The 23446-nt window shown below is 66.7% G+C and carries 18 protein-coding genes and 1 tRNA gene; 12 read left to right on the forward strand and 7 right to left on the reverse strand.

Annotated elements, in window-relative coordinates; genetic code table 11:
- Nucleotides 1–54 precede the first annotated feature (54 nt).
- Complete coding sequence (locus tag ASF34_RS22880) at nt 55–828, forward strand: hypothetical protein (protein WP_156465749.1); 774 nt, start codon at nt 55–57, stop codon at nt 826–828.
- 15 nt (nt 829–843) lie between these two features.
- On the opposite strand, the gene ASF34_RS22400 is transcribed toward ASF34_RS22880, so the two are convergent.
- The 7 genes from ASF34_RS22400 to ASF34_RS15850 all read right to left on the reverse strand — a co-directional run bounded on the left by ASF34_RS22400 (nt 844) and on the right by ASF34_RS15850 (nt 9778).
- The gene (locus ASF34_RS22400; RefSeq protein WP_081612673.1) at nt 844–2532 is read right to left on the reverse strand and encodes a site-specific integrase; all 1689 of its coding nucleotides are present in this window, start codon (nt 2530–2532) and stop codon (nt 844–846) included.
- 89 nt (nt 2533–2621) lie between these two features.
- A tRNA-Ser gene (locus tag ASF34_RS15825) sits at nt 2622–2713 on the reverse strand.
- Between the two features lie 12 nt (nt 2714–2725).
- Nucleotides 2726–3556, reverse strand: coding sequence for a glycosyltransferase family 2 protein (locus ASF34_RS15830; RefSeq protein WP_056162316.1), 831 nt, complete (start codon nt 3554–3556; stop codon nt 2726–2728).
- A 114-nt stretch (nt 3557–3670) separates the two neighbouring features.
- Entirely contained in the window at nt 3671–5209 is a 1539-nt protein-coding gene (locus ASF34_RS15835) for an acyl-CoA synthetase (protein ID WP_056162319.1), read from the reverse strand.
- Between the two features lie 123 nt (nt 5210–5332).
- Nucleotides 5333–6670, reverse strand: a complete 1338-nt coding sequence (locus ASF34_RS15840) for a methyl-accepting chemotaxis protein (protein ID WP_244479018.1) — start codon at nt 6668–6670, stop codon at nt 5333–5335.
- A gap of 559 nt (nt 6671–7229) precedes the next feature.
- Complete coding sequence (locus ASF34_RS15845) at nt 7230–9476, reverse strand: sensor histidine kinase (protein WP_443136544.1); 2247 nt, start codon at nt 9474–9476, stop codon at nt 7230–7232.
- Nucleotides 9473–9778, reverse strand: coding sequence for a SelT/SelW/SelH family protein (locus ASF34_RS15850; protein ID WP_056162326.1), 306 nt, complete (start codon nt 9776–9778; stop codon nt 9473–9475). The genes ASF34_RS15845 and ASF34_RS15850 overlap by 4 nt, the downstream gene beginning before the upstream one ends.
- Before the next feature lie 231 nt (nt 9779–10009).
- Here ASF34_RS15850 and ASF34_RS15855 point away from each other — a divergent pair, with 231 nt between their 5' ends.
- The 11 genes from ASF34_RS15855 to rpmG all read left to right on the forward strand — a co-directional run bounded on the left by ASF34_RS15855 (nt 10010) and on the right by rpmG (nt 23406).
- Nucleotides 10010–10663: a LemA family protein gene (locus tag ASF34_RS15855; RefSeq protein ID WP_156465750.1), complete on the forward strand. Its 654-nt coding sequence runs from the start codon at nt 10010–10012 to the stop codon at nt 10661–10663.
- A 49-nt stretch (nt 10664–10712) separates the two neighbouring features.
- Nucleotides 10713–11459 (forward strand): TPM domain-containing protein, encoded by a 747-nt coding sequence (locus ASF34_RS15860; protein ID WP_056162328.1) that lies wholly within the window; start codon nt 10713–10715, stop codon nt 11457–11459.
- A 1-nt stretch (nt 11460) separates the two neighbouring features.
- On the forward strand, nt 11461–12072 hold the full coding sequence (locus tag ASF34_RS15865; protein WP_018044583.1) for a TPM domain-containing protein: 612 nt from the start codon (nt 11461–11463) through the stop codon (nt 12070–12072).
- 106 nt (nt 12073–12178) lie between these two features.
- A complete protein-coding gene (locus ASF34_RS15870; protein ID WP_056162331.1) occupies nt 12179–14239 on the forward strand; it encodes a carbon starvation CstA family protein in 2061 nt (686 codons plus the stop codon).
- Nucleotides 14240–14244: 5 nt separating this feature from the next.
- Entirely contained in the window at nt 14245–14469 is a 225-nt protein-coding gene (locus tag ASF34_RS15875) for a YbdD/YjiX family protein (protein WP_027172736.1), read from the forward strand.
- Between the two features lie 249 nt (nt 14470–14718).
- Nucleotides 14719–16011, forward strand: coding sequence for a YjgN family protein (locus ASF34_RS15880; RefSeq protein ID WP_056162334.1), 1293 nt, complete (start codon nt 14719–14721; stop codon nt 16009–16011).
- On the forward strand, nt 16011–17108 hold the full coding sequence (locus tag ASF34_RS15885) for a M48 family metallopeptidase (RefSeq protein WP_056162336.1): 1098 nt from the start codon (nt 16011–16013) through the stop codon (nt 17106–17108). Before ASF34_RS15880 ends, ASF34_RS15885 begins: the two co-directional genes overlap by 1 nt.
- A 158-nt stretch (nt 17109–17266) precedes the next feature.
- Complete coding sequence (locus ASF34_RS15890; RefSeq protein ID WP_056162340.1) at nt 17267–20494, forward strand: efflux RND transporter permease subunit; 3228 nt, start codon at nt 17267–17269, stop codon at nt 20492–20494.
- On the forward strand, nt 20491–21834 hold the full coding sequence (locus ASF34_RS15895; protein WP_200913308.1) for an efflux RND transporter periplasmic adaptor subunit: 1344 nt from the start codon (nt 20491–20493) through the stop codon (nt 21832–21834). Before ASF34_RS15890 ends, ASF34_RS15895 begins: the two co-directional genes overlap by 4 nt.
- 123 nt (nt 21835–21957) lie before the next feature.
- Nucleotides 21958–23139: an MFS transporter gene (locus ASF34_RS15900; RefSeq protein ID WP_056162619.1), complete on the forward strand. Its 1182-nt coding sequence runs from the start codon at nt 21958–21960 to the stop codon at nt 23137–23139.
- 99 nt (nt 23140–23238) lie between these two features.
- On the forward strand, nt 23239–23406 hold the full coding sequence (gene rpmG, locus ASF34_RS15905) for a 50S ribosomal protein L33 (RefSeq protein ID WP_018044575.1): 168 nt from the start codon (nt 23239–23241) through the stop codon (nt 23404–23406).
- Nucleotides 23407–23446: the final 40 nt, after the last annotated feature.

Raw genomic sequence — 23446 nt, forward strand, 5'->3', positions numbered from 1 at the left:
CACCGGACGACCCGACCCGGAAAATGCCACGGACGATTCCCGGTCGGAAAAACGATGAGACCTTACCAAGCGTTGCGCGTCACCGACCTTGAACGAGTGTTCGAGGCCGCGAAGGACGACCGGGACATTCTAGGCGCCCTAAAGGCGGAACTGGGTCACCGCTCGACGCCCAGCGCCGAGAAGCTCCGTGCGAAGGTCGAGAAGGCAATCGCGAACCTTACCCGAACGTCGGGTACTCATGCGGAACGCGATGCCGTTCAGCCCAAGGCGGCGAGCGACCGTCCCCGAGAGGCGCCGCCGTCCCGTCCCCCACCGCCGCCGGACGAGGAAGCCGCGGGTTCGGCATCCCGGCCCCGTACCGAGCCGCCACCCTGGACGAGGCCTGGTCCGCGTCCCGCCCCTCCGGCGGTACGTGACCGCCCCGAGGACATCCTCTCGGCCTGGACGGCCCTTGAGGTGCTCACGCCGATGACCTACCGGAAGCCGGCCGACATGGCGGACGGCGACCAGAGGCGCATCGCCGCCATTACCGGTCCGCTGCCATGGCAGCCCCCCGGCGAGAAGGCCCGGCCGAACAAGCAATTGTTCTATCAGGTGGTCCTCGGCGCGATCCGCATGGACGAGGCCACGAATGCGCTCCTGTCCGTCTTCGTCGACGGGAACCAGGACCGCCGCGGCCAACCCGGCCTCGCCGCGATAGCCACCCTGACCCTCGACAAGTCCGGCGTGCCCGTAGCTGAGGGCGAGGCGACGGCCATCTCCAGCTTCGCCTGGGGCCTGCCCTGGCCTGCCTCCCAAAAAGTGGTCCTCCCTGAGGTATGGCTTTAAGCCATGTGATAGGCACTATTTTTTTAGCCCACCCGGCACGGGAATTTGCTTAATCGCGGCGAACAACATCTCAACTGAATAATCATCGCCATAGAGCTCGCTCGATTCGCCTTCACTATGGCCCATCAGTCTGTTCCTGATCTCCGGCGGAATTCCACAATTTTTGCATTGGGTTGAGAAACGGTGTCTGAAGGAATGGCTTGGGCTGATGCGAGGATCCGTAATCCCAATTTTATCTCTTACCCATCTACTAATCACCTTAGTTGCGTTTCCCCCACGATTGCCGAATCGATCCGGCGTTGCGTCGGAAAATAGATCGTTTGTTTTACACGACGCAACGAATAGTAAAAATCCTTCCTCTATTAACTGAGGATGGATTGGAATGTGGCGTTTCGAACTAAAGTTTTTGAGATTTTTCTTTGCAATTCTGATTTCTTTGGATGCTGCACCTTCTCCTTCGTTGTCGTATTCAACCGTCATCCGAAAATAGTGAATTCCCATAGACGAGGCGACGTCGGATTTTTCCAACTGGCAGATCTCTGAAATGCGTGCGCCCGTGAAACAGGCGATCCAGGGAACCCACCTTCGATAGCCGTTGCGGTCACGTGCGGCCATGAGGACGCGAACGGTTTCTTCGTCGGTGAAATCGCGTTTTGCTGATCGCCGTTGCCCTTTCATGCCGGCCCGAGGCTGCTTCAGGCCCGCGAAGGGATTAACTGAGCATTTTCCATTCGCCACGGCCCAGCTGTAAATTGCTTTGATGGCGTTGAGGTCATTCGAAACGCTTTGTGCCGACCGCTTGGCAGCAGAGGCGCTCTTCCAGTCAGAAGCATCCGAGAGGCTGGCATTGTGGAATGTCAAACCTCGTTCCGTGAGAAAGGAGGTCCATCGGTGGACCTTGCTGGAGAACGTATAGAAGGTCTTCTCGGCCGGCTTATGATCACGTTTCCAACCCTGCAAAATTTCTTCCGGGGTTGGTGCACCCACCTTCTCGCGGGGAGACCAAATCAAGCGCTCCGTCCGATCATCGAGTCGAGTGATCGCCGTCAGGGCAGGCGTGGGCCGGGTGGCTCCGCCTTGTCGATCCCTGAGGATCGTCATCACCTCCAATTCTGCTTCGACGAACGCCATATAGAGGCGCCGATCCGCCGGAGAACCGTATGCGATGTTCAATCCGGCATCGATGACGGTCATCATCGCATCGTGGCTGAAGTGAGTTGCAGCGCAGTCACCGCGCGCGTTGGCATCGCGCAGCTCAGCTTCCCTGGCAGCGATCTCCTGGCTGAGGGCAGTGAAGGCTTCAATGCTGAGCGGCACGGCTCCACGACGTAGGGCTTCGTCATTCGCGAGTTTGCGGTGACGGAAGATGGCGACCAGCTTCTGAATGGTCTCGTCGTCGAGTTGTGAGATCAACGGCTGCGAGCTTAGAAGAAGGCGGCGCTTGGCGAGACTGATGAGAGTGTCTGCCTCACCATCCAGACGGCGCGCTCGGCGGCGAGCCTCATCCTCATCGCGGGTCCCAAGGCTGACCCAGAACTCGCGGCCTGCTCTGCTCGCTTTCAGAGAGACGGGAGCGCCCTCGTCGAAAATTCCATGGCCTGCGGTTCCGAGCACGGCCGGCATGTTCGCGCGCAGCGCTCGCGGTATGGTGCGACGAAAATAGAAGATGCCCCGACGCTGGACCAGACCCACCATCTGCCTCATGACTTCGTAGCACTCCTTCGTAGCAGGAGCGCGCTCAGAAGCCTACGGCATCATAAAGATGCCGTAATCGCAAGGGTTTAGGGGCTATATGGCGGAGACGGAGGGATTCGAACCCTCGATACCCCTTTCGGGGTATGCTCATTTAGCAAACGAGTGCCTTCAGCCGCTCGGCCACGTCTCCGTAGGGGTGGCTCTAGAATTTCGCGTCGGACGGGTCAACCCGCTTGGCCGGTTCAATAGGCGGCAACGGGGGGGAAATTAGCGCGCTGCGCCGTTCGTAGTGCTTGGCCACCCGGAGATGGCGGGAGATCGCGTAGTTGGCGGCTGTGAGGAAGCCGTAGACGCCCCTCACGAAATGGCGCCGGCCGAGATAGGCCTTCAGGAAATTCAGCGGCAGCTCGACGAAGATCCGCCAGGTGGGAATCGTGACGCCGCGGGCTTCGAGGTCCCGGGCCTGCTGGTCGGAATAGCGGTTGAGCTTGTCGAGTTGATCGCCGAGCGAGCGCACGGAAAAGTGGTGGATGACCCCCTTCAGGCGTCCGACGCTGGCGCCGGGATCGAGCTCCACCCGGTCGTGGACGGGGGAGGGCGAGTAGCGGCCCCTGTCCTTGCGGTAGAGGCGCACGGGATGCAGGGCATAGGCCCAGGGATGGGGCCTCGACTCACCGGGGAAGATTTCCGCGATGGCGATGCGATAGGCCGGGTGGGTGGGCTCACCGGCGGCGAACAAGGTCCGGATGGCGTCGGAGAGGTCCGGGGGCACCACCTCGTCGGCATCGAGGTTGAGCAGCCAGTCGTGACGGCAGACGGTCTCGGCGAAGCGCTTCTGCGGGCCGTAGCCGGACCAGGCGTTGTGGATCACCCGCGCACCGAGGGAGGCCGCCAGGGCTTGCGTTCCATCGGTGGAGCCGGAATCGACCACCACGAGGTCGTCGGTCAGGTCGCGCACCGCGCGGATGGTCGCGCCGATCCGGTCTGCTTCGTTGAAGGCGATGAGGAAGATCGAAAGCGGCGGCGCGGACATGGTGAGGGCTCTACGATATCGGTCCGGCCGGCCGATACACCTTTCTCGCCACGTTCGTCATGGAACGAAGACCCTGGACTCGGGATCGGCAGGGCTGGCCCGGCGACCTCGACTTCATGCCGCGACCGGCTGGTCGGCGAGCCGCTTGCGCTGGACCTTGCCATTGGCGGTGCGGGGCAGGGCATCGAGGAACCGGACCTCGCGCGGGCATTTGTAGGCGGCCAGTCTCTCGGCGCACCAGGCCAGGATCGAGGGTCCATCCGCCTCTTCCCCGGGCTTCAGCACCACGAAGGCGGCGATGACCTTCAGGTCGGCCCGGACGGCGAGTTCGGTGACGCCGACCTCCGCCACGGCGGGATGTCCCCCGACCACGCCCTCGACCTCGTTGGGCGAGACCCGGTAGCCGAGGGCGTTCATCAGGTCGTCGTTGCGCCCGTGGAACCAGAGGTAGCCGTCCTCGTCGAGGCTCGCGAGATCGCCGCCCGCGAACCATTCGCCGCGCAGGACAGCGGCTTCCTCCTCGGGCCGGTTCCAGTAGCCGAGCATCAGGCCGGGCTCCGTGCGGTGGATCGCGAGGAGCCCCGTCTCGCCCTCCGGAAGCGGCTCGTCCGGCCCGTCCACGGGCAGGATCGCCACGCGGCGCCCGGGCTGGGGCTTGCCAGGAGAGCCGGGCTTCACCGGGATGGTGGGGCCGCTGGAGACATAGGTGGAGATCTCGCTCATGCCGAGCGCCTCGTAGAGGGGCTTGCCGGTGGCGGCAGTCCAGGCGTCCAGCAGTTCGGCGGGAAGGGCCTCGCCGGCGGTGCAGCCGTGCCGCAGGCGGGACAGATCGTGCGCGGACAGATCGGCGTATTTCAGGATCTGGCGGTAGAGGCTCGGCACGGCGGCAAACAGCGTCGCGCCGTGCCGGGCGATGAGGGCTGGCCAGACGGCGGGATCGCGGGGCCCGTCGTAGAGGACGCTCGTGGCCCCGCAGGCCCAGGGATCGGTGATGCCGACGCCGAGCGTATAGGTCCAGTTCATGGTGCCGGCATGCAGCATGACGTCGGCCTCCGTCAGCCCCAGCCAATGCGCATGCATCGGGCGGCGCCCCCAGATCGCGCGATGGGCATGGAGCACGCCCTTCGGCCGGCTGGTGGTGCCGGAGGTGTAGACCAGGGTCGCCGGATCGTCCGCCGCGGTGTCGGCGTACTCCGCCACCGGCTCGGCACGCTTCATCGCGGCGATCTCGGAGGGGCCGAGGACGATGCGGCCCTCGGCCTCGGCCGGGTCGAGACGGTGGCCCGCCCCGGTCACCACGACGGCGGCGCCGGAATTCTCCATGAGGAACGCGGCTTCCGCCGGCGTCAGCTGGGGCGAGGAGGGGAGGGCCACGAGCCCGGCGGCGAGGGCGCCGAAATACACGAGGACGTAGTCCGCCTCGTTGCCCATCCGGATCATCACGCGGTCGCCGCGGCGCAGGCCGAGGGCGAGGAGACCGGCGGCGATGCCGCGCACGGCACGGTCGGCCTCGGCGAAGGTCAGGTGAAACGCCCCGTCCTCCGCGCCCGCCATGATCAGCGCGGTCTTGTCAGGCCGCAGGCGCGCATTCTCAGCGAGACAGTGGCGGGCGGCATTGAAACGGGCCGGTGGAGGAGCGTCCGGTCGGATCATGAAACGGTTCGGGTTCTCGCGTGGCGACGCGCTCAAGCCATGCCGAAACCCGCGGCCGGCAACAAGGGGCCGACCGCGGGACTTCGGAACGTTCGAGTGCGCGCTACCCACAAGGGGCGTCGATCACGCAGCCTTGACGGCGAGCAACTCTTTGGCCGCCGCGAGCATCTCCTTCATGGCGGCGGAAGCGGCCTGATAGGCCGGCGTGCCCACGTCCCAATTGTTCGCGGCGACGGCGTCGGTCATCGTCTTGGCTTCCTCGAGCGCCGTCTTCTCGGCAGCGGCGAGACGGGCCAGTGCCGGATGATCGCGCAGCGGGCCATTTCGCAGGTCCGTGCAGACGCTGTGATCCGCGCGGCCGAGCATCGTCGGATCGGAGGACGCGGCCGGGGCGAGGCCGACGAGGATGCGGGCGAGCTTGCGCTTCCACATGCCGACATCCGCCGGCAGGCAGACCAGGCCATGGGCCTTGACGCGTCCGCTTTCCGCCGCGAGGGCGGTCCGGCCGAAATCCTCGGCCTTCACGAGACGCGTCGTGATCTTGTCGATCTCCTCATGGGTCTTGGCGGCCTTGCCGGCGATGTTCTGCACGCTGGTGGAGATTTCGGCGGTGGCCGAACGCTGCTGGGCGAGCATCTGCGAGATCGCCTGGTTCAGGTCGCTCGCCTGGGAGATCCGCTCGTTGGTTTGCTCGACCCGCGTTTCCAGTTGCTCGACGATGGCCCGGCCGGACGTGACCGCATTCCGGCTCTCGCCGACGGCGGTGGAAATGGCCGACATCTCCGATGTCAGCGTGCTGAGAAGCCCCCGGATCTCGCCCGTGGACTTGGCGGTCTGGGCGGACAGCGACTTCACTTCGGCTGCGACCACGGAGAACCCGCGACCGGCCTCGCCGGCGCGCGCCGCCTCGATGGTCGCGTTGAGGGCGAGCAGGTTGGTCTGGGCGGAGATCGACGCGATGGCGGTCGCCATGACCTCGATCTGGGCGATGGCCCGCTCCAGCACCACAACCCGCTCCGAGATGAGCGAGGTGCGGACGTCGATCTCCTGCATGGCGGACTTGGCCTCGCGCCCGTCGCCGATGCAGGCGCTCATGGCGGTCAGGGCGTCCTGGGCGACGGTGACGACCGTGTCGGACGTCTGGGAGACCTCGGCGATGGATGCCGCCATCTCTTCCGTGGCGCCGGCGATCGTCTGCGTGGCGCGGGCGACTTCGCCGACATCGTAGGTCATCCAGCCGATGTTGATGGCCGCCTCGGACGTCTCCTTCGCCATGGCGGCGATGGAGGAGAGGTTACGCCGATTGTCGTCCTCGCCACGGCCGTTGAGGCGCTCGATCGCGGATTTGAGCTTTCCGTCGGGCAGGTCGATCGTCGACAGCCCCTGGCTCGACATCAGCGCTTCCACCGCAGCACCGAGACGAAGGTCGTCGGCCTCGGTCTGCTGAGCCGCGGTAGGCACCGCAATCGTGTCGTTGGCCGGACGCTTTCGGGAGAAGCCAATCATAAAACTACAACCTTGAGATACCGATAAGACAAAGTCATAGACGCTATTGTTTAATGGCGCCTTAGCAGTCCCCCCTTCCGCGCCGGCCGGAACGAATGGTTCGTCGACTTCCCTGGTACCGGCGCCAGCAACCAATGGTAACCGTGCGCCATGTTGCGGACGATTTCTTTTCCATGGCAGTATCGAACACCGGAGCCCCAAGACAGAAGAGCCGACCGATCTAATGACCTAGTCTTAGCATGACGCGCAGATAAAAATCCTCGGTTTCGCCTTTTGCCCAATCACACCATTGAGCCAAAGGAATTAAACTCAAGCCAATGACAAGACATCGGTGTACTTGTAGTTGAATTATAGCTCATAGGACGCCGCAACCCCTCAAGTAAATTTGTCGCGAACGTCGCGCCGATGCCGTGGGAGACACCTCCGCGCGGACGAACGAGGCACGACGGAGCACCGACGTCCCGAAAGTGTTCGGCAGAGCGCCCATCATGACTTGCTCGGATCGCTGAAAAGATCAGGCCGAATGGGGGAGAAGCGTCGCGGGTCGCAGGGGAACGAGGCCGGCCTTGCGCTCCAGCAGGGTCGGCGGAGGCACGGGCGCTTCGATGGAGCAGACCACCCCGCTAGCCGCGAACATGAGCTGGACCTCGCCGTCGAGCTCGCGGGCGAGGCTGCGCTCGATGAGGCGCGAGCCGAACCCGGTGCGTGTCGGCTTCGTCACCGGTGGCCCGCCGCTCTCGCTCCAGCGCAGGAGGAGGCGGGTTTCAGGCTCCTTCACCACGCTCCAGCTGATCGTCACGGTGCCACCCTCCTGCGAGAGCGAGCCGTACTTGACCGCGTTGGTGCCGAGTTCGTGCAGCGCCATGGCGATGGAGAGCGCGAGCCGGGGCGGCAGGCGCAGATGCGGTCCCGACACGATGAAGCGGGATCGACCCGCTTCGGTGGAATCGAGGGGAGCGGTGGCATCGGCCACCACGTTGCCGAGTTCCGCTCCCTCCCAGCTTTCGCGGGTGAGCACGTCGTGAACGCGGGCGAGTGCCAGAAGCCTCGCTTCGAACGCGGCCTTGGCCGCCGCCGCCTCCGGCGTGTCGAGGCCGCGCAGGGACTGGATGGCGATGGATTGGACGGTGGCGAGGGTGTTCTTCACACGATGGTTGAGTTCATGGATGAGCAGGAGCAGATGCTCTTCCGCGCGCTTGGCATCGGTGATGTCGACGTTGCAGCCGGTGTAGCCGAGGAAGGTTCCTGTATCGTCGAGGCGCGGCACGCCTTCGCATCGCAGCCAGCGCACCACCCCGTCGCGATCCACGACCCGAACCTCCGCCCTCACGGGAACGCGCCCGACGAAGGCGTCAGAGAACTTGGCGGAGAACGCCGGCAGGTCGTCCGGATGGACGATCGTCTGCCAGCCGCCGGCCGCCAGCGCGCTGGCCGGCTTTCCGAACAGGTGGTCGAAATGCAGGTTGGCGAAGCTGATCTCCCCGACCTCGTCCGTCATCCAGATCAGGGCGGGAGCCGAATCCGCCATGTGCCGGAATCGTGCCTCGCTCTCGCGCAGGGCCGAAAGGCCGCGTTCCGTCTCGGCGAGCGCCGTGTCGCGTTCCTCGCCCCGGGTGCGCAAGCGCAGGGAGGCGTCCGCCAGCACGTCGCCGAGGCGGCGGATCTCGTGGATCGGCGAGGTGATGCGCGGGATCGCCTCGCCGCGCGCCAAAGCCGGCCCCGTCGCCACGAGGCGGCGCAGCGGCTGGGAGACCTTCGACCAGAGATTGATGGCCAGGATCGACGAGGTCGCGAGGACGAGGAGGCCGAAGCCGGTGAAGGCCCAGATCCACCCGCGCAGCCGCGCATCCACCAGCGCCTTCGGGATCACCGCGCTCACCGTCCAGCCGGTGAGGCGCGAGCGGGCCTCCACGACCGTGACGGGGCGCATGTTGAAATCCTTGCCTTCCCAGACCCCCGGCGTCTCGGTCTGGCGCTGGCGAAGGGTCGCGAGGCGCGGGCGCCCGACAATCGATGCCGGATCGGGGATGCGGGCAAGGGCGATGCCGTCCCGGTCCGACACGCCCGTCATCCAGCCCTGGACGTATTCCCGGCCGAGGATGCCCTGCAGCCGGCTCACCGGCGCGAGGAAGCTGAGGACATAGGCGACCTCGCCCTCGGTCTGGACCGGCACGGCGATGGCATAGGTCGCGCGGTCGGGCATGCTGCCCGACAGGATGCCGGAGATCATCGCCCGCTGCGTGCCCGATGCGATCTCGCGGTCGAAGGGCAGGGCGGTCTTCGGGAGCGGCGCTCCGCGCGGGACCGAGGTGTTCACCAGTTGCTGGCCGTCCGGCCGGCGCAGCAGGATGTCGAGCCCGACGGTTTCCCGGACGAGCCGTGCCTGCGCGTCGAAATTCTCGAATTCCGAGTCCTTCAGGCGGGGCGACGTCGCCAGGGTCTGCAGCACGGAGACGAGCCCCGCCGTGTCGCGGTCGATGGAGAGGGCGATCCCGCGAACGTTCTCGCGCGCATCCTGCTCGAAGCGTGCCCGCTCGGTCCCGGCATAGCGAAACAGCAGGATCGCCGTGAACAGCAATCCCGGCCCGATCAACGCCACCACGAGGGCAACCAGATACACCTGCGTCGAGAACCCGCGCTGCCGGATGCGCGCGAACAGCCGGCCCGGGGCCGTGGCCTGCCACCCACCGCTCTTCGGCCGCTCGGAAGCGGGGTCGATGTGGTTCTCGGGCTCGGCGTCGTGATGGGTCTCGGCGGTCATGGCCTGTCGATGTGACCGAGGTCGCGGGACGGCGCCAGCCGATCGCGGACACGCTGTTTCAAGGTCTTCACGTCGGGAAATCCCCCGTCCCGCGTCCGGTCCCAGATCGTCTCCGATCCGCAGACGATCGGGAAGACGCCGCCATTCCCCGGGATCAGGGCGACCTCGCCGATATCGTCGCGGAAGGTGGAGAGGAGCTCCTGCGCCATCCAGCCGGCGCGCAGGAGCCACTGACACTGCGTGCAGTAGGTGATGGAAACCCTGGGTTTCTCGACCTGTGGGGCAGGTGGCGTTTCATCCATGGCCGGCACAGCGACCCATGCACGGTGCCTTGTCAACCTGCGACCGTGATAGTCGGCCCGTCGCTTGAACGGTTCGGCCGCCGGATCGATAGGGCATTTGACGGCCGGAGCGCGCCCATCCGGCCTTTCACCCGCGGCATCGCGCCCTATCTCAACGAGCGTAGCCGGGCGGCAGAGGCCTGGACCCGTCATGCCATGCCCGATGCCGCGCCCGTCCGCGAGGAGCCACCTATGCCGTCCGTTCTGCGTCCCGCCGCCGCCGCGCCCTTCGCGCGCTCGCCCCGCCCATCGCTGATCCGCCGGATGCGGTCCGCGCTCGTCGCCGTCGCCCTGGCCACGACCCTTTCGGGCTGCGGCGCGATCAACCGGGTGCCCACCCTGGAGGAGAGCGCGAAATCCTCGTGGAGCGAGGTTCAGAACCAGTACCAGCGCCGCGCCGATCTGATCCCGAACCTCGTGGAGACGGTGAAGGGCTACGCGCAGCAGGAGAAGGACGTGCTCGTCGGCGTCACCGAAGCCCGCGCGAAGGCCTCGAGCGTGAAGGTCGACGCCTCCACCGTCTCCGATCCCCAGAAGTTCAAGGAATTCCAGGACGCCCAGAACCAGCTCTCCGGCGCCCTGGGCCGTCTCCTCGTCACCGTCGAGCGTTATCCCGACCTCAAGTCGAACCAGAACTTCCTGGCGCTGCAATCCCAGCTGGAGGGGACCGAGAACCGGATCGCGGTGGCGCGCCGAGACTATATCGGTGCCGTCCAGGCCTACAACACCGAGGTCCGCACCATTCCGGGCCGCTGGATCGCCGCGTGGTTCTATCCCGAATCGAAGCCGATGGAGACGTTCACGGCGACGCCCAATTCGGACAAGCCGCCGGCCGTGAAGTTCTAGCGCGGTGACGAGGGCGACGGTTGTTCGAGGGCGCGCGCCAGCGTCCGTCATGGCACTCGTCCTCGTCGTCCTGGCGGGGATGATGCTGCTTGTGCGCGGCGAGGCCCTGGCGGCGGAGCCGACCTTCCCGGCCCTCAGCGGCCGGGTCGTGGATGCCGCCGGCATCCTCAAGCCGGACGAGACGGCCGCGCTCGAAGCGCAGCTGAAGGCCTACGAGGAGAAGACCTCCGATCAGGTCGTCGTGGCGACGGTGCCCAACCTCCAGGGACTGACCATCGAGGATTACGGCAACCGGCTGTTCCGCTCCTGGGCCATCGGGCAGGCCAAGACCAATAACGGCGCGCTCCTCCTCGTGGCGCCCAACGACCGCAAGGTCAGGATCGAGGTCGGCTACGGCCTCGAAGGGGCGCTCACCGACGCCCTGTCGAAGGTCATCATCACCACCACCATCGCGCCCCGCTTCAAGGCGGGGGATTACGGCGGCGGCATCAAGGCCGGAATCGATGCCATGCTGTCGATCCTGAGCGGCGACGCCGAGGAGTGGCAGCGCAAGGGGAAAGTGCGAAGCGACGAGGCCGAGCCGTCCCACGTCGTCGGCTTCATCGTCCTATTCCTGGTGATTCTGTTCGTCGTGTACCGGATGAATCGGGGCCGCCGTGGCGGCGGGTTCATCATCCTGCCCGGCCCATCGTCGGGGGGATGGAGCGGCGGCGTCTCCGGCGGCTTCGGCGATGGCGGGGGATTTTCGGGCGGTGGCGGCTCATCGGGAGGGGGCGGCGCCTCCGGGGATTGGTAGGATGCTGAGCGACACCGACAGGACGCGCATCGCCGACGCGATCGCCACGGCGGAATCGACCACGTCGGCGGAGATCGTCGTTCTCGTGGCCGCCCGCGCCGGCCTCTACCGGTCCGCCGCTTCGGTGCCGGCTTTGGCCCTCGGGCTCGCGGCGCCCTGGCCGCTGATCCTGCTCACCCCGTGGAGCGCCGCCTCGATCGCCCTGGCGCAGGCCGCCATCGTCCTCGCGGCGCTCGCCGCCGCCGCCCATCCGCGAGCCCGCCTCCTCCTCGTTCCCCGCTCGATCCGACGGGCGCGAGCGCACGAGGCGGCATCGCGGGAGTTCACCGCCCGCGGATTGGCCCGGACGCGCGGGCGCACGGGCATCCTGATCTACCTCGCCGTCGCGGAGGGCCATGCGGAGATCGTCGCCGATTCGGGCATCGCCTCCCGGATTTCCCCGGCGGCATGGTCCTCGGCCATCGACGCGCTGCTGTCCTCTCTTCGGCGGGGCGCGGCGGCCGACGGTCTCGTCTCCGCCGTGGAGGGGATCGGTGCGATCCTCGCGCAGCACTTGCCGCGACGGGCGGGCGATATCGACGAATTGCCGAACCGGGTGATCGTCACGGACTGACATCGCCGGCGACTTCGTATTTTTCTCTCTGGCCCCGAAAGAATTTTTGAGCGAGAAGAGCCTTGACGATCCGCCATCAAGGACGGGTCGCGGGAGCGAGACGTCGATGGGTGCTATACAGAAGCACGGGCCGTGGGCCCTTGTGGGTGCGTTGGGCGCGGCGGCCCTGGCGATCGTCGCCACCAGCCGCGGCGAATCGATCAACGCCCTGTGGATCGTCGTGGCGGCGGTCTGCGTCTATCTCATCGCCTACCGCTATTACTCGCTCTACATCTCCGACAAGGTGATGCAGCTCGATCCGAGCCGCAAGACCCCGGCCCACCGTCACAACGACGGGCTCGACTACGTCCCCACCAACAAGACCGTCCTGTTCGGCCACCATTTCGCGGCGATCGCGGGCGCGGGTCCCCTCGTCGGCCCGGTCCTGGCCGCGCAAATGGGCTACCTGCCCGGCATGCTCTGGATCCTGGCGGGCGTCGTGCTCGCGGGCGCGGTGCAGGACTTCATGATCCTGTTCATCTCCATGCGCCGAGACGGGCGCTCCCTCGGTGAGCTGATCCGGGCCGAGCTCGGCGTGATCCCCGGCGTGATCGCGCTGTTCGGCACCTTCATGATCATGGTGATCCTGCTCGCCGTGCTGGCGATGATCGTGGTCAAGGCGCTGGCCGAGAGCCCCTGGGGCACCTTCACCGTGGCGGCCACGATCCCGATCGCGATCCTGATGGGCCTCTACGCGCGCTTCATCCGGCCGGGCAAGATCGGCGAAGTGTCGATCCTCGGCTTCATCCTGCTCATGGCCGCCATCATCGGCGGCGGCCAGATCAACGAACACCCGGTCTGGGGTCCGGCCTTCACCTTCACCGGCACGCAGCTCACCTGGATGCTGATCGGCTACGGCTTCGTCGCCTCGATCCTGCCGGTCTGGCTCCTGCTCGCCCCGCGCGACTACCTCTCGACCTTCCTCAAGATCGGCACCATCATCGGCCTCGCTCTCGGCATCGTCGTGGTCGCCCCGCATCTGCAGATGCCGGCCATGACGAAGTTCGTCGACGGCACCGGCCCCGTCTGGGCGGGCTCGCTGTTCCCGTTCCTCTTCATCACCATCGCCTGCGGTGCCGTCTCCGGCTTCCACGCGCTGATTTCGTCGGGAACGACCCCGAAACTCATCGACAACGAAGCCGACACCCGCTTCATCGGCTACGGCGGCATGCTCATGGAGAGCTTCGTCGCGATCATGGCGCTGGTCGCCGCGAGCGTGATCGATCCGGGCATCTACTTCACCATGAACTCGCCGGGCGCCCTGCTCGGCACCTCCGCCGAGACGGCGGCCGCCGCCGTGACCAATCTCGGCTTCCCGATTTCCGCCGATGTGATCACCCAGACCGCCAAGGATGTCGGCGAACACTCGATCATCTCGCGCACCGGCGGCGCCCCGACGCTCGCCGTCGGCATGGCCCACATCATCTCGTCCGCCATCGGCGGCAAGACGATGATGGCCTTCTGGTACCACTTCGCGATCCTGTTCGAGGCCCTGTTCATCCTCACCGCCGTGGATGCCGGCACGCGGGCGGGACGCTTCATGCTGCAGGACCTGCTCGGCCTGATCTCGCCGACCTTCAAGGACACCTCGGCCTGGGCGCCCAGCATCCTGGCCACGGCCCTCTGCGTCTCGGCCTGGGGCTACTTCCTCTACCAGGGCGTCACCGACCCGCTCGGCGGCATCTACACCCTGTGGCCGCTCTTCGGCATCTCGAACCAGATGCTGGCGGCCGTGGCGCTGACGCTGGCCACCGTGGTGATCTTCAAGATGAAGCGCGAGCGCTACGCCTTCGTCACGATCATCCCCACCGTCTGGCTGTTGATCTGCACGCTCACGGCGGGCTGGCAGAAGATCTTCTCGGCCGATCCCAAGATCGGCTTCCTGTCCCATGCGGACCGGTTCTCGGCGGCGATCGCCGAGGGCAAGGTGCTGGGTCCGGCCAAGAACATGGCCGACATGCACAAGATCGTCTTCAACGACCGGATCGACGCGGCGCTCGCCGTCATGTTCGTCGGCCTCGTGGTGGCCATCGCCGTCTTCGGCGTCCAGGCCTGTCTGAAGGCCTACAGGGCCGACCGCTGGACGGCGCTCGAGAGCGGCGGCCCGTCCCCCGTCCCGGCGGAGTAAGAACCATGGCGCTGTCGTCGACGGAATTGCGGGACCGGCTCAAGACCTTCTCGAAATGCGTCTGCGACGGCGCCCGCCTCATGGTGGGGCAGGGCGATTACGAAGCCTATGCCGCCCATATCCGCCGGACCCATGCCGACCAGGAACCGATGACCGAGCGGGAATTCTACCGCAACCGGGAGAATGCCCGATTCGGCGTCGGTAACCGGAATGGTTTCCGCTGCTGCTGATCGGAGCGATCTCCTTCGATCATTCGACAGTCGGTGAGACAGATCTCCCCCTCCATCGCGATCACGCGATGAAAACGCTTCTAATACAGGTCTCCGGGCAGACATTCGAAGACCGGACGGGGGCTTTGTGACCATGGCGGCGGCCCCGTACTTCATCCGGGCAAGAGCAGGCCGATCTAAAGTCACGTCGGCGGGTAGCCTCGTCTGAGACGATAGGCTTATATGTCGCCTCCCGAGAGAGGAGGTATCATGTCGCAGCCGCCAATGACCGACACGCGATCCGGGATGGACCGCTCCGGCCCGATCACCTTCGACAGGACACTCCAGGGCCTCACCGGCATCGCCGTCCGTGGCTTCCTCCTGTCCCTCGTCACCTTCGGCATCTACCGGTTCTGGTACATCACCGAGTTACGGCGCTACTTCTGGAACCGGACAATCGTCAACGGCAGCCCGGGCGAATATACCGGAACCGGCAAGGAGTTGTTCCTCGGCTTCCTCGTCGCCGTCGCCATCCTGATCCCCGTCTACGTGCTGATCTTCATCGCGACGATCTCCGCGCCCTGGCTCGCGGCCTTCGGCAGCGTGCTGTCCTTCCTCGTCCTCTTCGTCCTCGGCCAGTTCGCGATCTATCGCGGCCGGCGCTACCGTGCCTCGCGCACCCTGTGGCGCGGCATCCGCCTCGGGCAGGACGGATCGGCGATCACCTACGCGCTGATGGCCATCGGCTGGTCGCTGCTGACGCTTCTGACCCTCGGCCTCGCCTTCCCCTTCATGCGCGCGAGCCTGGAGCGGTACCGGATCAATCACACCCTGATCGGGTCGAGCCGGATGGAATCCACCGCGCGCGGGCGCTCGCTGCTGCTGCCCTGGCTGGCCTTCTACGTGGTGGTGCTCCTGCCCATCGCCGCCGCGCTGATCGCCTTCCTCGTGGCCGCCGATTTCACCATCCCCGACGACCTGTTCATCCCCAAGGAGGGGGGCAAGCCCGGCGAGACGGAGTTCAACAGCGATTACGAGGGCACCCCCATCGCAACGTTCGGGGAGCTCTTCCTCACGACGCTGGGGATTACCATTCCTCTCGGGCTGCTGCTCATCCCCTTCTACCGGGCGCGGGAGACACGGCTCTTCATGAACGCGGCCAGCCTCGGCCCCGTGCGCCTTTCGTCCACCCTGAAGGCCCGCCAGTTCTACTGGCCCTATCTCGTCTATCTCCTCTCCGTGATCGGATTCGTGCTGATCCTCGGCCTCGTCATCGGCGGCGGCGGCCTGCTCCTCCAGGCGCAGGGCATGGAAAGCGGATTTCATTGGGCGCTCTTGTTCGGCATGGCATTCGGCTATCTCGGCGGCGCGCTGTTCTTCGCGGTCCTCTATGTCCGGGTCATCACGGCGCGGCTCTGGGCCGCGGTCGCCACCACGACGGTGGTCGAGAATGCCGGCGGCCTCGATGCCGTGCTCGCGTCGAGCCGGCGCGTGGGCAGCGGTCTCAACGAGGGCCTCGCCGACGCGCTGGATGTCGGCGGCGCCCTCGAAGTGGGGTTCTAGTGCCGGCACAAGCGGTCCACGGCACGTACTACGATGGCTTGAGCGCCAGGGCCCATCCGGTGACCCTGGTCCTCGAGGACAGCCTGGAGATCACCGGGCGGGACCTCCGCCTCGCCTGGACACTCGCCGACCTCGCGGCCGGCGACACGGCCGCCCCGCTCATGCGGGTCGGCCCGGCGGGACGTGCCGAGCGGGTCGATTTCACCGACGAGACTCTGGCCGCCGCGCTGAAGGATCGCTGTCCGGACCTGTACCGGGCCGACCCCTCCGCCTCGGGCGGTCGCCTGCGCCTCGTCCTGTGGTCGATCGCGGCCGGGATCTCGGTGATCGGCCTGGCGATCTACGGTGTCCCGGCCATCGCCGTGCGTCTGGCGCCCGTCATCCCGGCAGCGATCGAAGCGCGGCTCGGCGGCGCGGTGGACGGGCAGATCGGCAAGATCCTGGGCGACCCGCCGGTCTGCGACGATGCCCCGGCGCGGGCCGTCCTCGACCGTCTGATAGAGCGGATGACGGCGGATGCCGGCCTGCCGGTCGATCCGGCGATCAGCGTCCGCCGGCACGCCATCGCCAATGCCCTGACCCTTCCGGGCGGGCGGGTCGTCGTGCTGTCGGACCTCATCGATCAGTCCCGGACGCCGGACGAGTTCGCGGGCGTGCTGGCCCACGAATTCGGCCATGTCGCCGCGCACGATCCCATGCGCGCTCTGCTGGCGGCGAGCGGAAGCTCGTTCCTCCTCAGCCTCGTGCTCGGCGACCTGACCGGCTCCACGATCGTCGTCGCGGTGGGACAAGCCGCCATCTCGGCCGGCTATTCGCGTGAGGCCGAGAACGCGGCGGATTCCTATTCGGTGGAGGTCATGCGCCGGTCGGGCGGGGATGCCACGGCGCTGGCGACGATCCTCGAACGCATCGCCAAGGACGACGAGAAGCCCGAGTTCGCGGGCCTGCTCCGCAGCCATCCCTTCACGGTGGAACGCGCCAACCGCATCCGCGCGATGGCGGGCTCGGAGACGGTGGGCCGCCGCATTCTCGATGAGACGGACTGGACGACGCTCAAGGGCATCTGCCGCAACGTGCCGGCCAAACCCGCGAAATAGGCGCGGTCCTGGGCGGAGCGTCTCCGCGTACCGGTTACATCCGGAAACAAATATCCCGGCCCGGTCCGCCGCTTGCGTCGCGGCGTCACGGCTACAGATCACCTCGTCGCATGCGACGAACGTGGTACACCAGCCCGAACAGGTTGCGCGGATACCGTATGGGCCTCGTCCAGTATGCTCTGAAGTTTCGCATCACGATCTACGTGCTGGCCGTGCTGATGATGCTCGGGGGAGCGGCCTCGGTGATCGTGGCGCCCAAGGACGTGCTGCCCACCGTGGACATCCCGGTGGTCGTGGTGGTGTGGACCTATACCGGCCTTTCGACCTCCGAGATGGAGCGTCGCATCACGACCTATGCGGAGTTCTCGCTCTCGAACAACGTCAACAACATCGCCCGGATGGAATCGACGACGCTGCAGGGCACGGCGATCCAGAAGGTCTATTTCGACCAGTCGGTGAGCATCGATCTCGCCATCGCCCAGACCGTCTCGGCGATGAACTCGATCCGCTCGACCATGCCGCCCGGCGTCCAGCCGCCCATCGTCCTGCGGTTCTCGGCTTCCTCCGTCCCGGTGATCCAGCTCTCGCTCTCCTCCACCAGCGAGAGCCTGACCAAGGTCTACGATTACGCGCAGTACCGCATCCGCCAGCGCCTGACCCAGGTGCCGGGCTCCACGCTGCCCTCGCCCTTCGGCGGCACGCCGCGCCAGATCATGGTCGATCTCGACCTCCAGGCCCTGCGCGCTCTGGGCCTGACGGCACTGGACGTCACCAACGCCATGACGGCGCAGAACCTCACCGTGCCCTCCGGCCTCGCCAAGATCGGCGAGCAGCAATACCCGATCCAGCTCAACGCCACCCCGGACGCCATCGAGGCGCTCAACCAGGTGCCGATCCGGGTGGTCGGCGGACAGCCGGTGCTGGTGCGCGACGTCGCCAATGTCCGTGACGGCGGCCCGCCGCAGGTGAACATCGTGCGGGCCGACGGCCTGAACTCTGTGCTGATGCGCATCTTCAAGAACGGCACCGCCTCGACCCTCGACGTCGTCAACAACGTGAAGAAGGCCCTGCCGGACATCCGCGCCGCCGCCCCGGAGGGCATGGCCCTGCGGGAATTGTTCGACCAATCGGTCTTCGTCTCCGCCGCCATCGAGGGCGTCATCCACGAGGCGGTCATCGCCGCCGCGCTCACCGGCCTGACCATCCTGCTGTTCCTCGGCTCCTGGCGCTCCACCATCGTGGTGCTCGTCTCGATCCCGCTGTCGATCCTGACATCGCTCGCGATCCTCACGGCGCTGGGCGAGACCATCAACGTCATGACGCTGGGCGGACTCGCCTTGGCGGTGGGCATCCTCGTGGACGATGCCACGGTGGCCATCGAGAACACCTACCGGCTGTTCGAGGAGGGGGAGCCGTTCCGAAAATCCGTGGTGGAGGGCGCGGCCGGTATCGCCAAACCCGCGCTGATCTCGACACTCTCGATCTGTGCCGCCTTCGTCTCGGTCTTCGCCCTCACGGACACGCCGAAATACCTGTTCACGCCCCAGGCGCTCGCCGTCGTCTTCGCGATGCTGACCTCCTACGTGCTGTCGCGGACCCTGGTGCCGGTGCTGATCGACGTGCTCGTGGCACGGGAATACGAAGAGCATCACGGCAAGGGCGGGCAGGCTCCGCGACGGGGCCGCGTCGCCCGTGCGCTGGGATGGCTGTTCGGGCCGCTCTTCCGCCTCGCGGGCTGGTTCCGGCGGGGATTCGAAGCCCGGTTCGCCCGCTTCCACCGTAGCTATCTCGGACTGCTCCACGTGGTCCTGCGCCGCCGCGTCGTCACGCTGGCCACCGTGGCGGTGATCTTCGCGGGCACGGCGGGCCTGTTCGGCTTCGTCGGCCAGGATTACTTCCCGCAGGTCGAATCGAGCCAGATGACGCTGCATCTGCGCACCCGCCCGGGCATGCGCATCGAAACGGCGGTGCAGACCTTCGCCGAAGTCCAGGCCGTCGTCCGGGAGGTCATCCCCGAGGGCGAGATCGATCAGGTCCTCGACAATCTCGGCCTGCCCGCGAACAACTACAACTTCGCCTTCTCGGACGGGTCGTTCGTCGCCAACAACGACGGGCAGATGCTCATCAACCTGAAGGAAGGCCACGGCTCGGTCGCCGGCTACACCAAGCGACTGCGCGAGGTTTTGCGCGAGCGCTTCCCCGACCTGATCGTCTATTTCCAGCCCTCCGACATCATCACGCAGATCCTCAATTTCGGGACGCTGGCGCAGATCGACATCCAGGTCTCGGGCCGCAACACCGCCAAGGACCTCGCCGCCGCGCAGAACATCGTCCGTCGCCTCAAGGAGACGCGCGGGGCGGTGGACGTCCATCTCCACCAGATCGTCGGCACGCCGCAATTCTTCGTCGATGTCGACCGGCGCCTCGCCTCCGAGCTCGGCCTCACCGAGCAGCAGATCGCGCAGGGCCTCAACGTCTCCCTGTCGGGCTCCTTCCAGGTGACGCCGAACTTCTGGACCGACCCGAAGACCGGCATCCCCTACCAACTCTGGGTGCAGACGCCGGAATACCGCAACGACAGCCTCACGGCGATCCAGAACACCCCGCTCCTCGTCAGCGGCAATTCCGACGCGCCCGGCGTGTTGACGCTGCTCTCCAGCGTTTCCACCATGCGCCGCGAGGGGTCGCAGACGGTGATCAACCACGTCAACACGCAGCCGACCTTCAACATCTACGCGGCGGTGCAGGATTCCGATCTCGGTTCGGTGGCCAGAGACATCCGCCGGATCGTCGAGGAAGAGCAGAAGGCCCTGCCGGCTCCGGACAAGATCACCGTGCGCGGGCAGATCGAGAACATGCAATCGGCCTTCTTCCGCATGGGAATCGGCCTCTCCATCGCCCTGGTGGCGGTCTACCTGCTCATGGCCGTGAACTTCCAGAGCTGGGGCGACCCGCTCGTGGTGCTGGCGGCGCTCCCGCTCGCCTTCTGCGGGATCGTCGCGAGCCTGTTCATCACCGGCACGACCTTCTCGATCCCGTCGCTGTTCGGGGCGATCATGTCGGTGGGGATCGCGTCGGCCAATTCCATCCTCCTCGTCACCTTCGCCAAGGAGCACCGGGAGGCGACGGGCTGCAGCGCGGCTGAGGCGGCGTTGCTCGCCGGCGAAACCCGCCTTCGGCCCGTGCTGATGACGGCGGGCGCGATGTTCCTCGGCTTGATCCCGATGGCCCTGGGCACCGGGGAGGGCGGCGAACAGAACGCGGCGCTGGCCCGCGCCGTGATGGGCGGCATCGCCATCGGCACGCCATCGACCTTGCTCTTCGTGCCCTTCCTCTACACCCTCCTCAGGCGGGGCGAGGTCAAGCCGCTTCAGGATTATGCATGAGCGGGAACAGCCCTGGTGACGCGATCGATGAGAAGACCGGCACGGTGACGGCTCATGGTTCGAGTCACGGGTCCGGGCGAGGCTCGACGGAGATCCCGCCGCCGCCGGGGAAGGGGCCGTTCCTCATCGCCGGGCTCATCGCCGTCGGCCTGCTCGGCTGGGGCGGTTACGGTCATTGGCAGAAGGCCGCCGCGGCCGAGGAGACGCAGCGCAAGGCCAGGGATTTCGTGCCAAAACTGCGGACCATCGCGGTGGAGCGGGCCGACCAGCCCATCGACATCACCCTGCCCGGACAGACCGACGCCTTCGCCAGGGCGTCCCTCTTCGCCCGCGCCACCGGCTACATCGCCGAGCGCCGGGTCGATATCGGCACGCGGGTGAAGCAGGGCGACATCCTCATCCGCATCGCCGCCCCCGATCTCGACCAGCAGCTGGCGCAGGCCCAGGCGCAGGTGGGCCAACTCGAAGCCCAGCTCCTCCAGGCCAGGGCGATGGTCGATCAGGCGAAGGCCAACGTGAATCTCGCCACCGCCACCAACAGCCGTACCTCGACCCTCGCCGTGCAGGGCTGGGCCTCGAAGCAGAACGCGGACAATTCCCAGGCGAGCGTGCTGAGCCAGGGCGCGAGCCTCGCCTCGGCGGAAGCGGGAGTGAAGGTGGCCGAGGCCAACATCAAGGCGCAGCGCGCCACCGTGGACCGCCTGAAGGCACTGACCGGCTTCAAGGACGTGATCGCCCCCTTCGATGGCGTCGTGACTGCCCGCAGCGTCGATATCGGCGATCTCGTCCAGGCGGACGGAACCGGCACCGCCCTGTTGTCCATGGACCGGGACGACGTCCTGCGCGTGGTCGTCAACGTGCCCCAGAATCTCGCCGTCGGGGTAAGTCCGGGCGTCGCCGCGACGATCAAGGTGCCGCAGATCCCGGACCGGACCTTCTCCGGCAAGGTCGAGCGCAGCTCGGTCGCCCTGCTGACCTCGTCCCGGACCCTGACCACGCAGGTGGACGTTCCCAATGGCGACGGCAGCCTGCGGCCCGGCCTCTACGTCTACGTGACGCTGAAGGTGCCGCGGACGGGAAGGAACGCGGTCATCCCGGCCGAGGGCCTGGTGTTCAATCAGCGCGGCACCCAGGTCGCAATTTCCCGCGACGACGGCACGGTGGAATGGCGCGGCGTCCATATCCAGCGCGATCTCGGCACCACCATCGAGATCGACCAGGGATTGGACGGGGGCGAGCAGATCGTCCTGAGCCCGCCCGTCGACCTGCGCGATGGCCAGAGGATGGAGCGCCAGGCACCCAAGCAAGAGGGAAAGCCCCTGAAATCGGCGGCGCGGTAGCACCGGCTGGCCGGGGGCGCAGCCCAGCCCAGCCGTCCGGCAGGTTCCGTGGAAGGGGGATGATGGCGTAGAGCCTCACCCTCCATGCGCCCTCTCGCGCATCCCTCGGAACGGCCCTGGATCATGCTCGACCGCCCCGCCTCGGACACGCTCGATCGCGCGCATGTGGCGGCGATGAGCGCCGCGATCACCTGCGTGGCGGTGGTCGGCATCGGCCTCAGCCTTTCGATCCCGCTCCTCTCGCTCGAGATGGAGCGCATGGGCGTGTCGAGCACGGTCATCGGCATCAATACGGCGCTGGCGGGTCTCGCCAGCATCGTTACCGTGCCGTTCGTGCCGCGTCTGGCCGCGCGGATCGGCGTCGTCCGCCTTCTCATTCTCGCGATCGTCATCGGCGCGGCCTCCCTCATCGGGTTCAAGCTGCTCCACGACATCCGCTGGTGGTTCCCCCTCCGCTTCGTCTTCTCGGCGACGCTGGGCGTGCTCTTCGTCCTGTCCGAGTTCTGGATCAACGAGGTCGCGCCCCCGGCCCGGCGCGGCCTCGTCATGGGCATCTACGCGACGGTGCTGGCGCTGGGTTTCGCGGTGGGACCGACCCTCCTCGTCGTCATCGGCACCCAGGGTTACGCACCGTATTGCGCCGGTGCGGCTCTCTTCCTCCTCGGGACCGTGCCCATCGCCCTGGCGCGCGGCCTGGCGCCGGTGATCGAGGGAAAGAGCAGCCGAGGCGTCCTCGGCTATGTCCGGCTGGCGCCGGCCGCCATCTTCGCGGCCCTGGTCTACGGCGCCGTCGAGACCGGGGGATTCGCCATCCTGCCGCTCTACGGCCTGCGGATCGGGCTCGACGCGGAGAGTGCGGCCGGGCTCGTCAGCATGCTCGCGCTGGGCCACGTCCTGTTCCAGATCCCGTTCGGCCTCCTGGCCGACCGGTTCGACCGCCGCCACCTCCTCCTCGCCTCGGCGCTGGGTGGCGCCATCGGCGCGGCCTTGATCCCGGCGGCCTCGGCGTCCCCTTTCTGGCTCGCCGTCCTTCTGCTGATCTGGGGCGGCCTGACCGGCACGCTCTACACGGTCGGCCTGGCCCATCTCGGGGCCAGCGTGCGCGGGGCCGAACTCGCGGGCGCGAACGCCGCCTTCCTGATCTTCTACAATGTCGGCCTGATGGTCGGGCCGCCGATCATCGGCGGCGGCATGGACCTGATGCCCCCTCAGGGGTTCGCCCATGCCATGTGCGGCGTGCTCGTCGCTTATGCCTGCCTCGTCCTGTGGCGGCTTCGGACAACCGCCCCGGCCTTGACGAAGTGAGCCCGATGAGGCAATGACCGCGCGGAATTCAGCCGGTCCGTGCCGGCCATTTTGCGTTTCGCTCAAGCGGAATGCCGCCACCTTCAGGAGCACCGCGCCATGGCCAAGGCCGTCACCGTTAAAGTCAAGTTGATCTCGACCGCCGACACCGGCTACTTCTACGTCACGAAGAAGAACTCCCGGACGCAGACCGAGAAGCTGTCCATGAAGAAGTACGACCCCGTCGTGCGCAAGCATGTCGATTTCAAGGAAACCAAGATCAAGTAAGCCGCGTCTCCTCATCGAGACGGCACAAAAAAGCCGCCCT

Origin of the sequence: Methylobacterium sp. Leaf106, from assembly GCF_001422895.1 — a bacterium.
GTDB classification, from domain to species: domain Bacteria; phylum Pseudomonadota; class Alphaproteobacteria; order Rhizobiales; family Beijerinckiaceae; genus Methylobacterium; species Methylobacterium bullatum.

What these genes read in the sequence shown, in the direction of transcription:
- ASF34_RS22880 (WP_156465749.1), top strand. Translation starts at nt 55, where the DNA reads ATGAGACCTTACCAAGCGTTGCGCGTCACCGACCTTGAACGAGTGTTC.
- ASF34_RS22400 (WP_081612673.1), bottom strand. Translation starts at nt 2,532, where the DNA reads ATGAGGCAGATGGTGGGTCTGGTCCAGCGTCGGGGCATCTTCTATTTT.
- ASF34_RS15830 (WP_056162316.1), bottom strand. Translation starts at nt 3,556, where the DNA reads ATGTCCGCGCCGCCGCTTTCGATCTTCCTCATCGCCTTCAACGAAGCA.
- ASF34_RS15835 (WP_056162319.1), bottom strand. Translation starts at nt 5,209, where the DNA reads ATGATCCGACCGGACGCTCCTCCACCGGCCCGTTTCAATGCCGCCCGC.
- ASF34_RS15845 (WP_443136544.1), bottom strand. Translation starts at nt 9,476, where the DNA reads ATGACCGCCGAGACCCATCACGACGCCGAGCCCGAGAACCACATCGAC.
- ASF34_RS15850 (WP_056162326.1), bottom strand. Translation starts at nt 9,778, where the DNA reads ATGGATGAAACGCCACCTGCCCCACAGGTCGAGAAACCCAGGGTTTCC.
- ASF34_RS15855 (WP_156465750.1), top strand. Translation starts at nt 10,010, where the DNA reads ATGCCGTCCGTTCTGCGTCCCGCCGCCGCCGCGCCCTTCGCGCGCTCG.
- ASF34_RS15860 (WP_056162328.1), top strand. Translation starts at nt 10,713, where the DNA reads ATGGCACTCGTCCTCGTCGTCCTGGCGGGGATGATGCTGCTTGTGCGC.
- ASF34_RS15865 (WP_018044583.1), top strand. Translation starts at nt 11,461, where the DNA reads ATGCTGAGCGACACCGACAGGACGCGCATCGCCGACGCGATCGCCACG.
- ASF34_RS15870 (WP_056162331.1), top strand. Translation starts at nt 12,179, where the DNA reads ATGGGTGCTATACAGAAGCACGGGCCGTGGGCCCTTGTGGGTGCGTTG.
- ASF34_RS15875 (WP_027172736.1), top strand. Translation starts at nt 14,245, where the DNA reads ATGGCGCTGTCGTCGACGGAATTGCGGGACCGGCTCAAGACCTTCTCG.
- ASF34_RS15880 (WP_056162334.1), top strand. Translation starts at nt 14,719, where the DNA reads ATGTCGCAGCCGCCAATGACCGACACGCGATCCGGGATGGACCGCTCC.
- ASF34_RS15890 (WP_056162340.1), top strand. Translation starts at nt 17,267, where the DNA reads ATGGGCCTCGTCCAGTATGCTCTGAAGTTTCGCATCACGATCTACGTG.
- ASF34_RS15895 (WP_200913308.1), top strand. Translation starts at nt 20,491, where the DNA reads ATGAGCGGGAACAGCCCTGGTGACGCGATCGATGAGAAGACCGGCACG.
- ASF34_RS15900 (WP_056162619.1), top strand. Translation starts at nt 21,958, where the DNA reads ATGCTCGACCGCCCCGCCTCGGACACGCTCGATCGCGCGCATGTGGCG.
- rpmG (WP_018044575.1), top strand. Translation starts at nt 23,239, where the DNA reads ATGGCCAAGGCCGTCACCGTTAAAGTCAAGTTGATCTCGACCGCCGAC.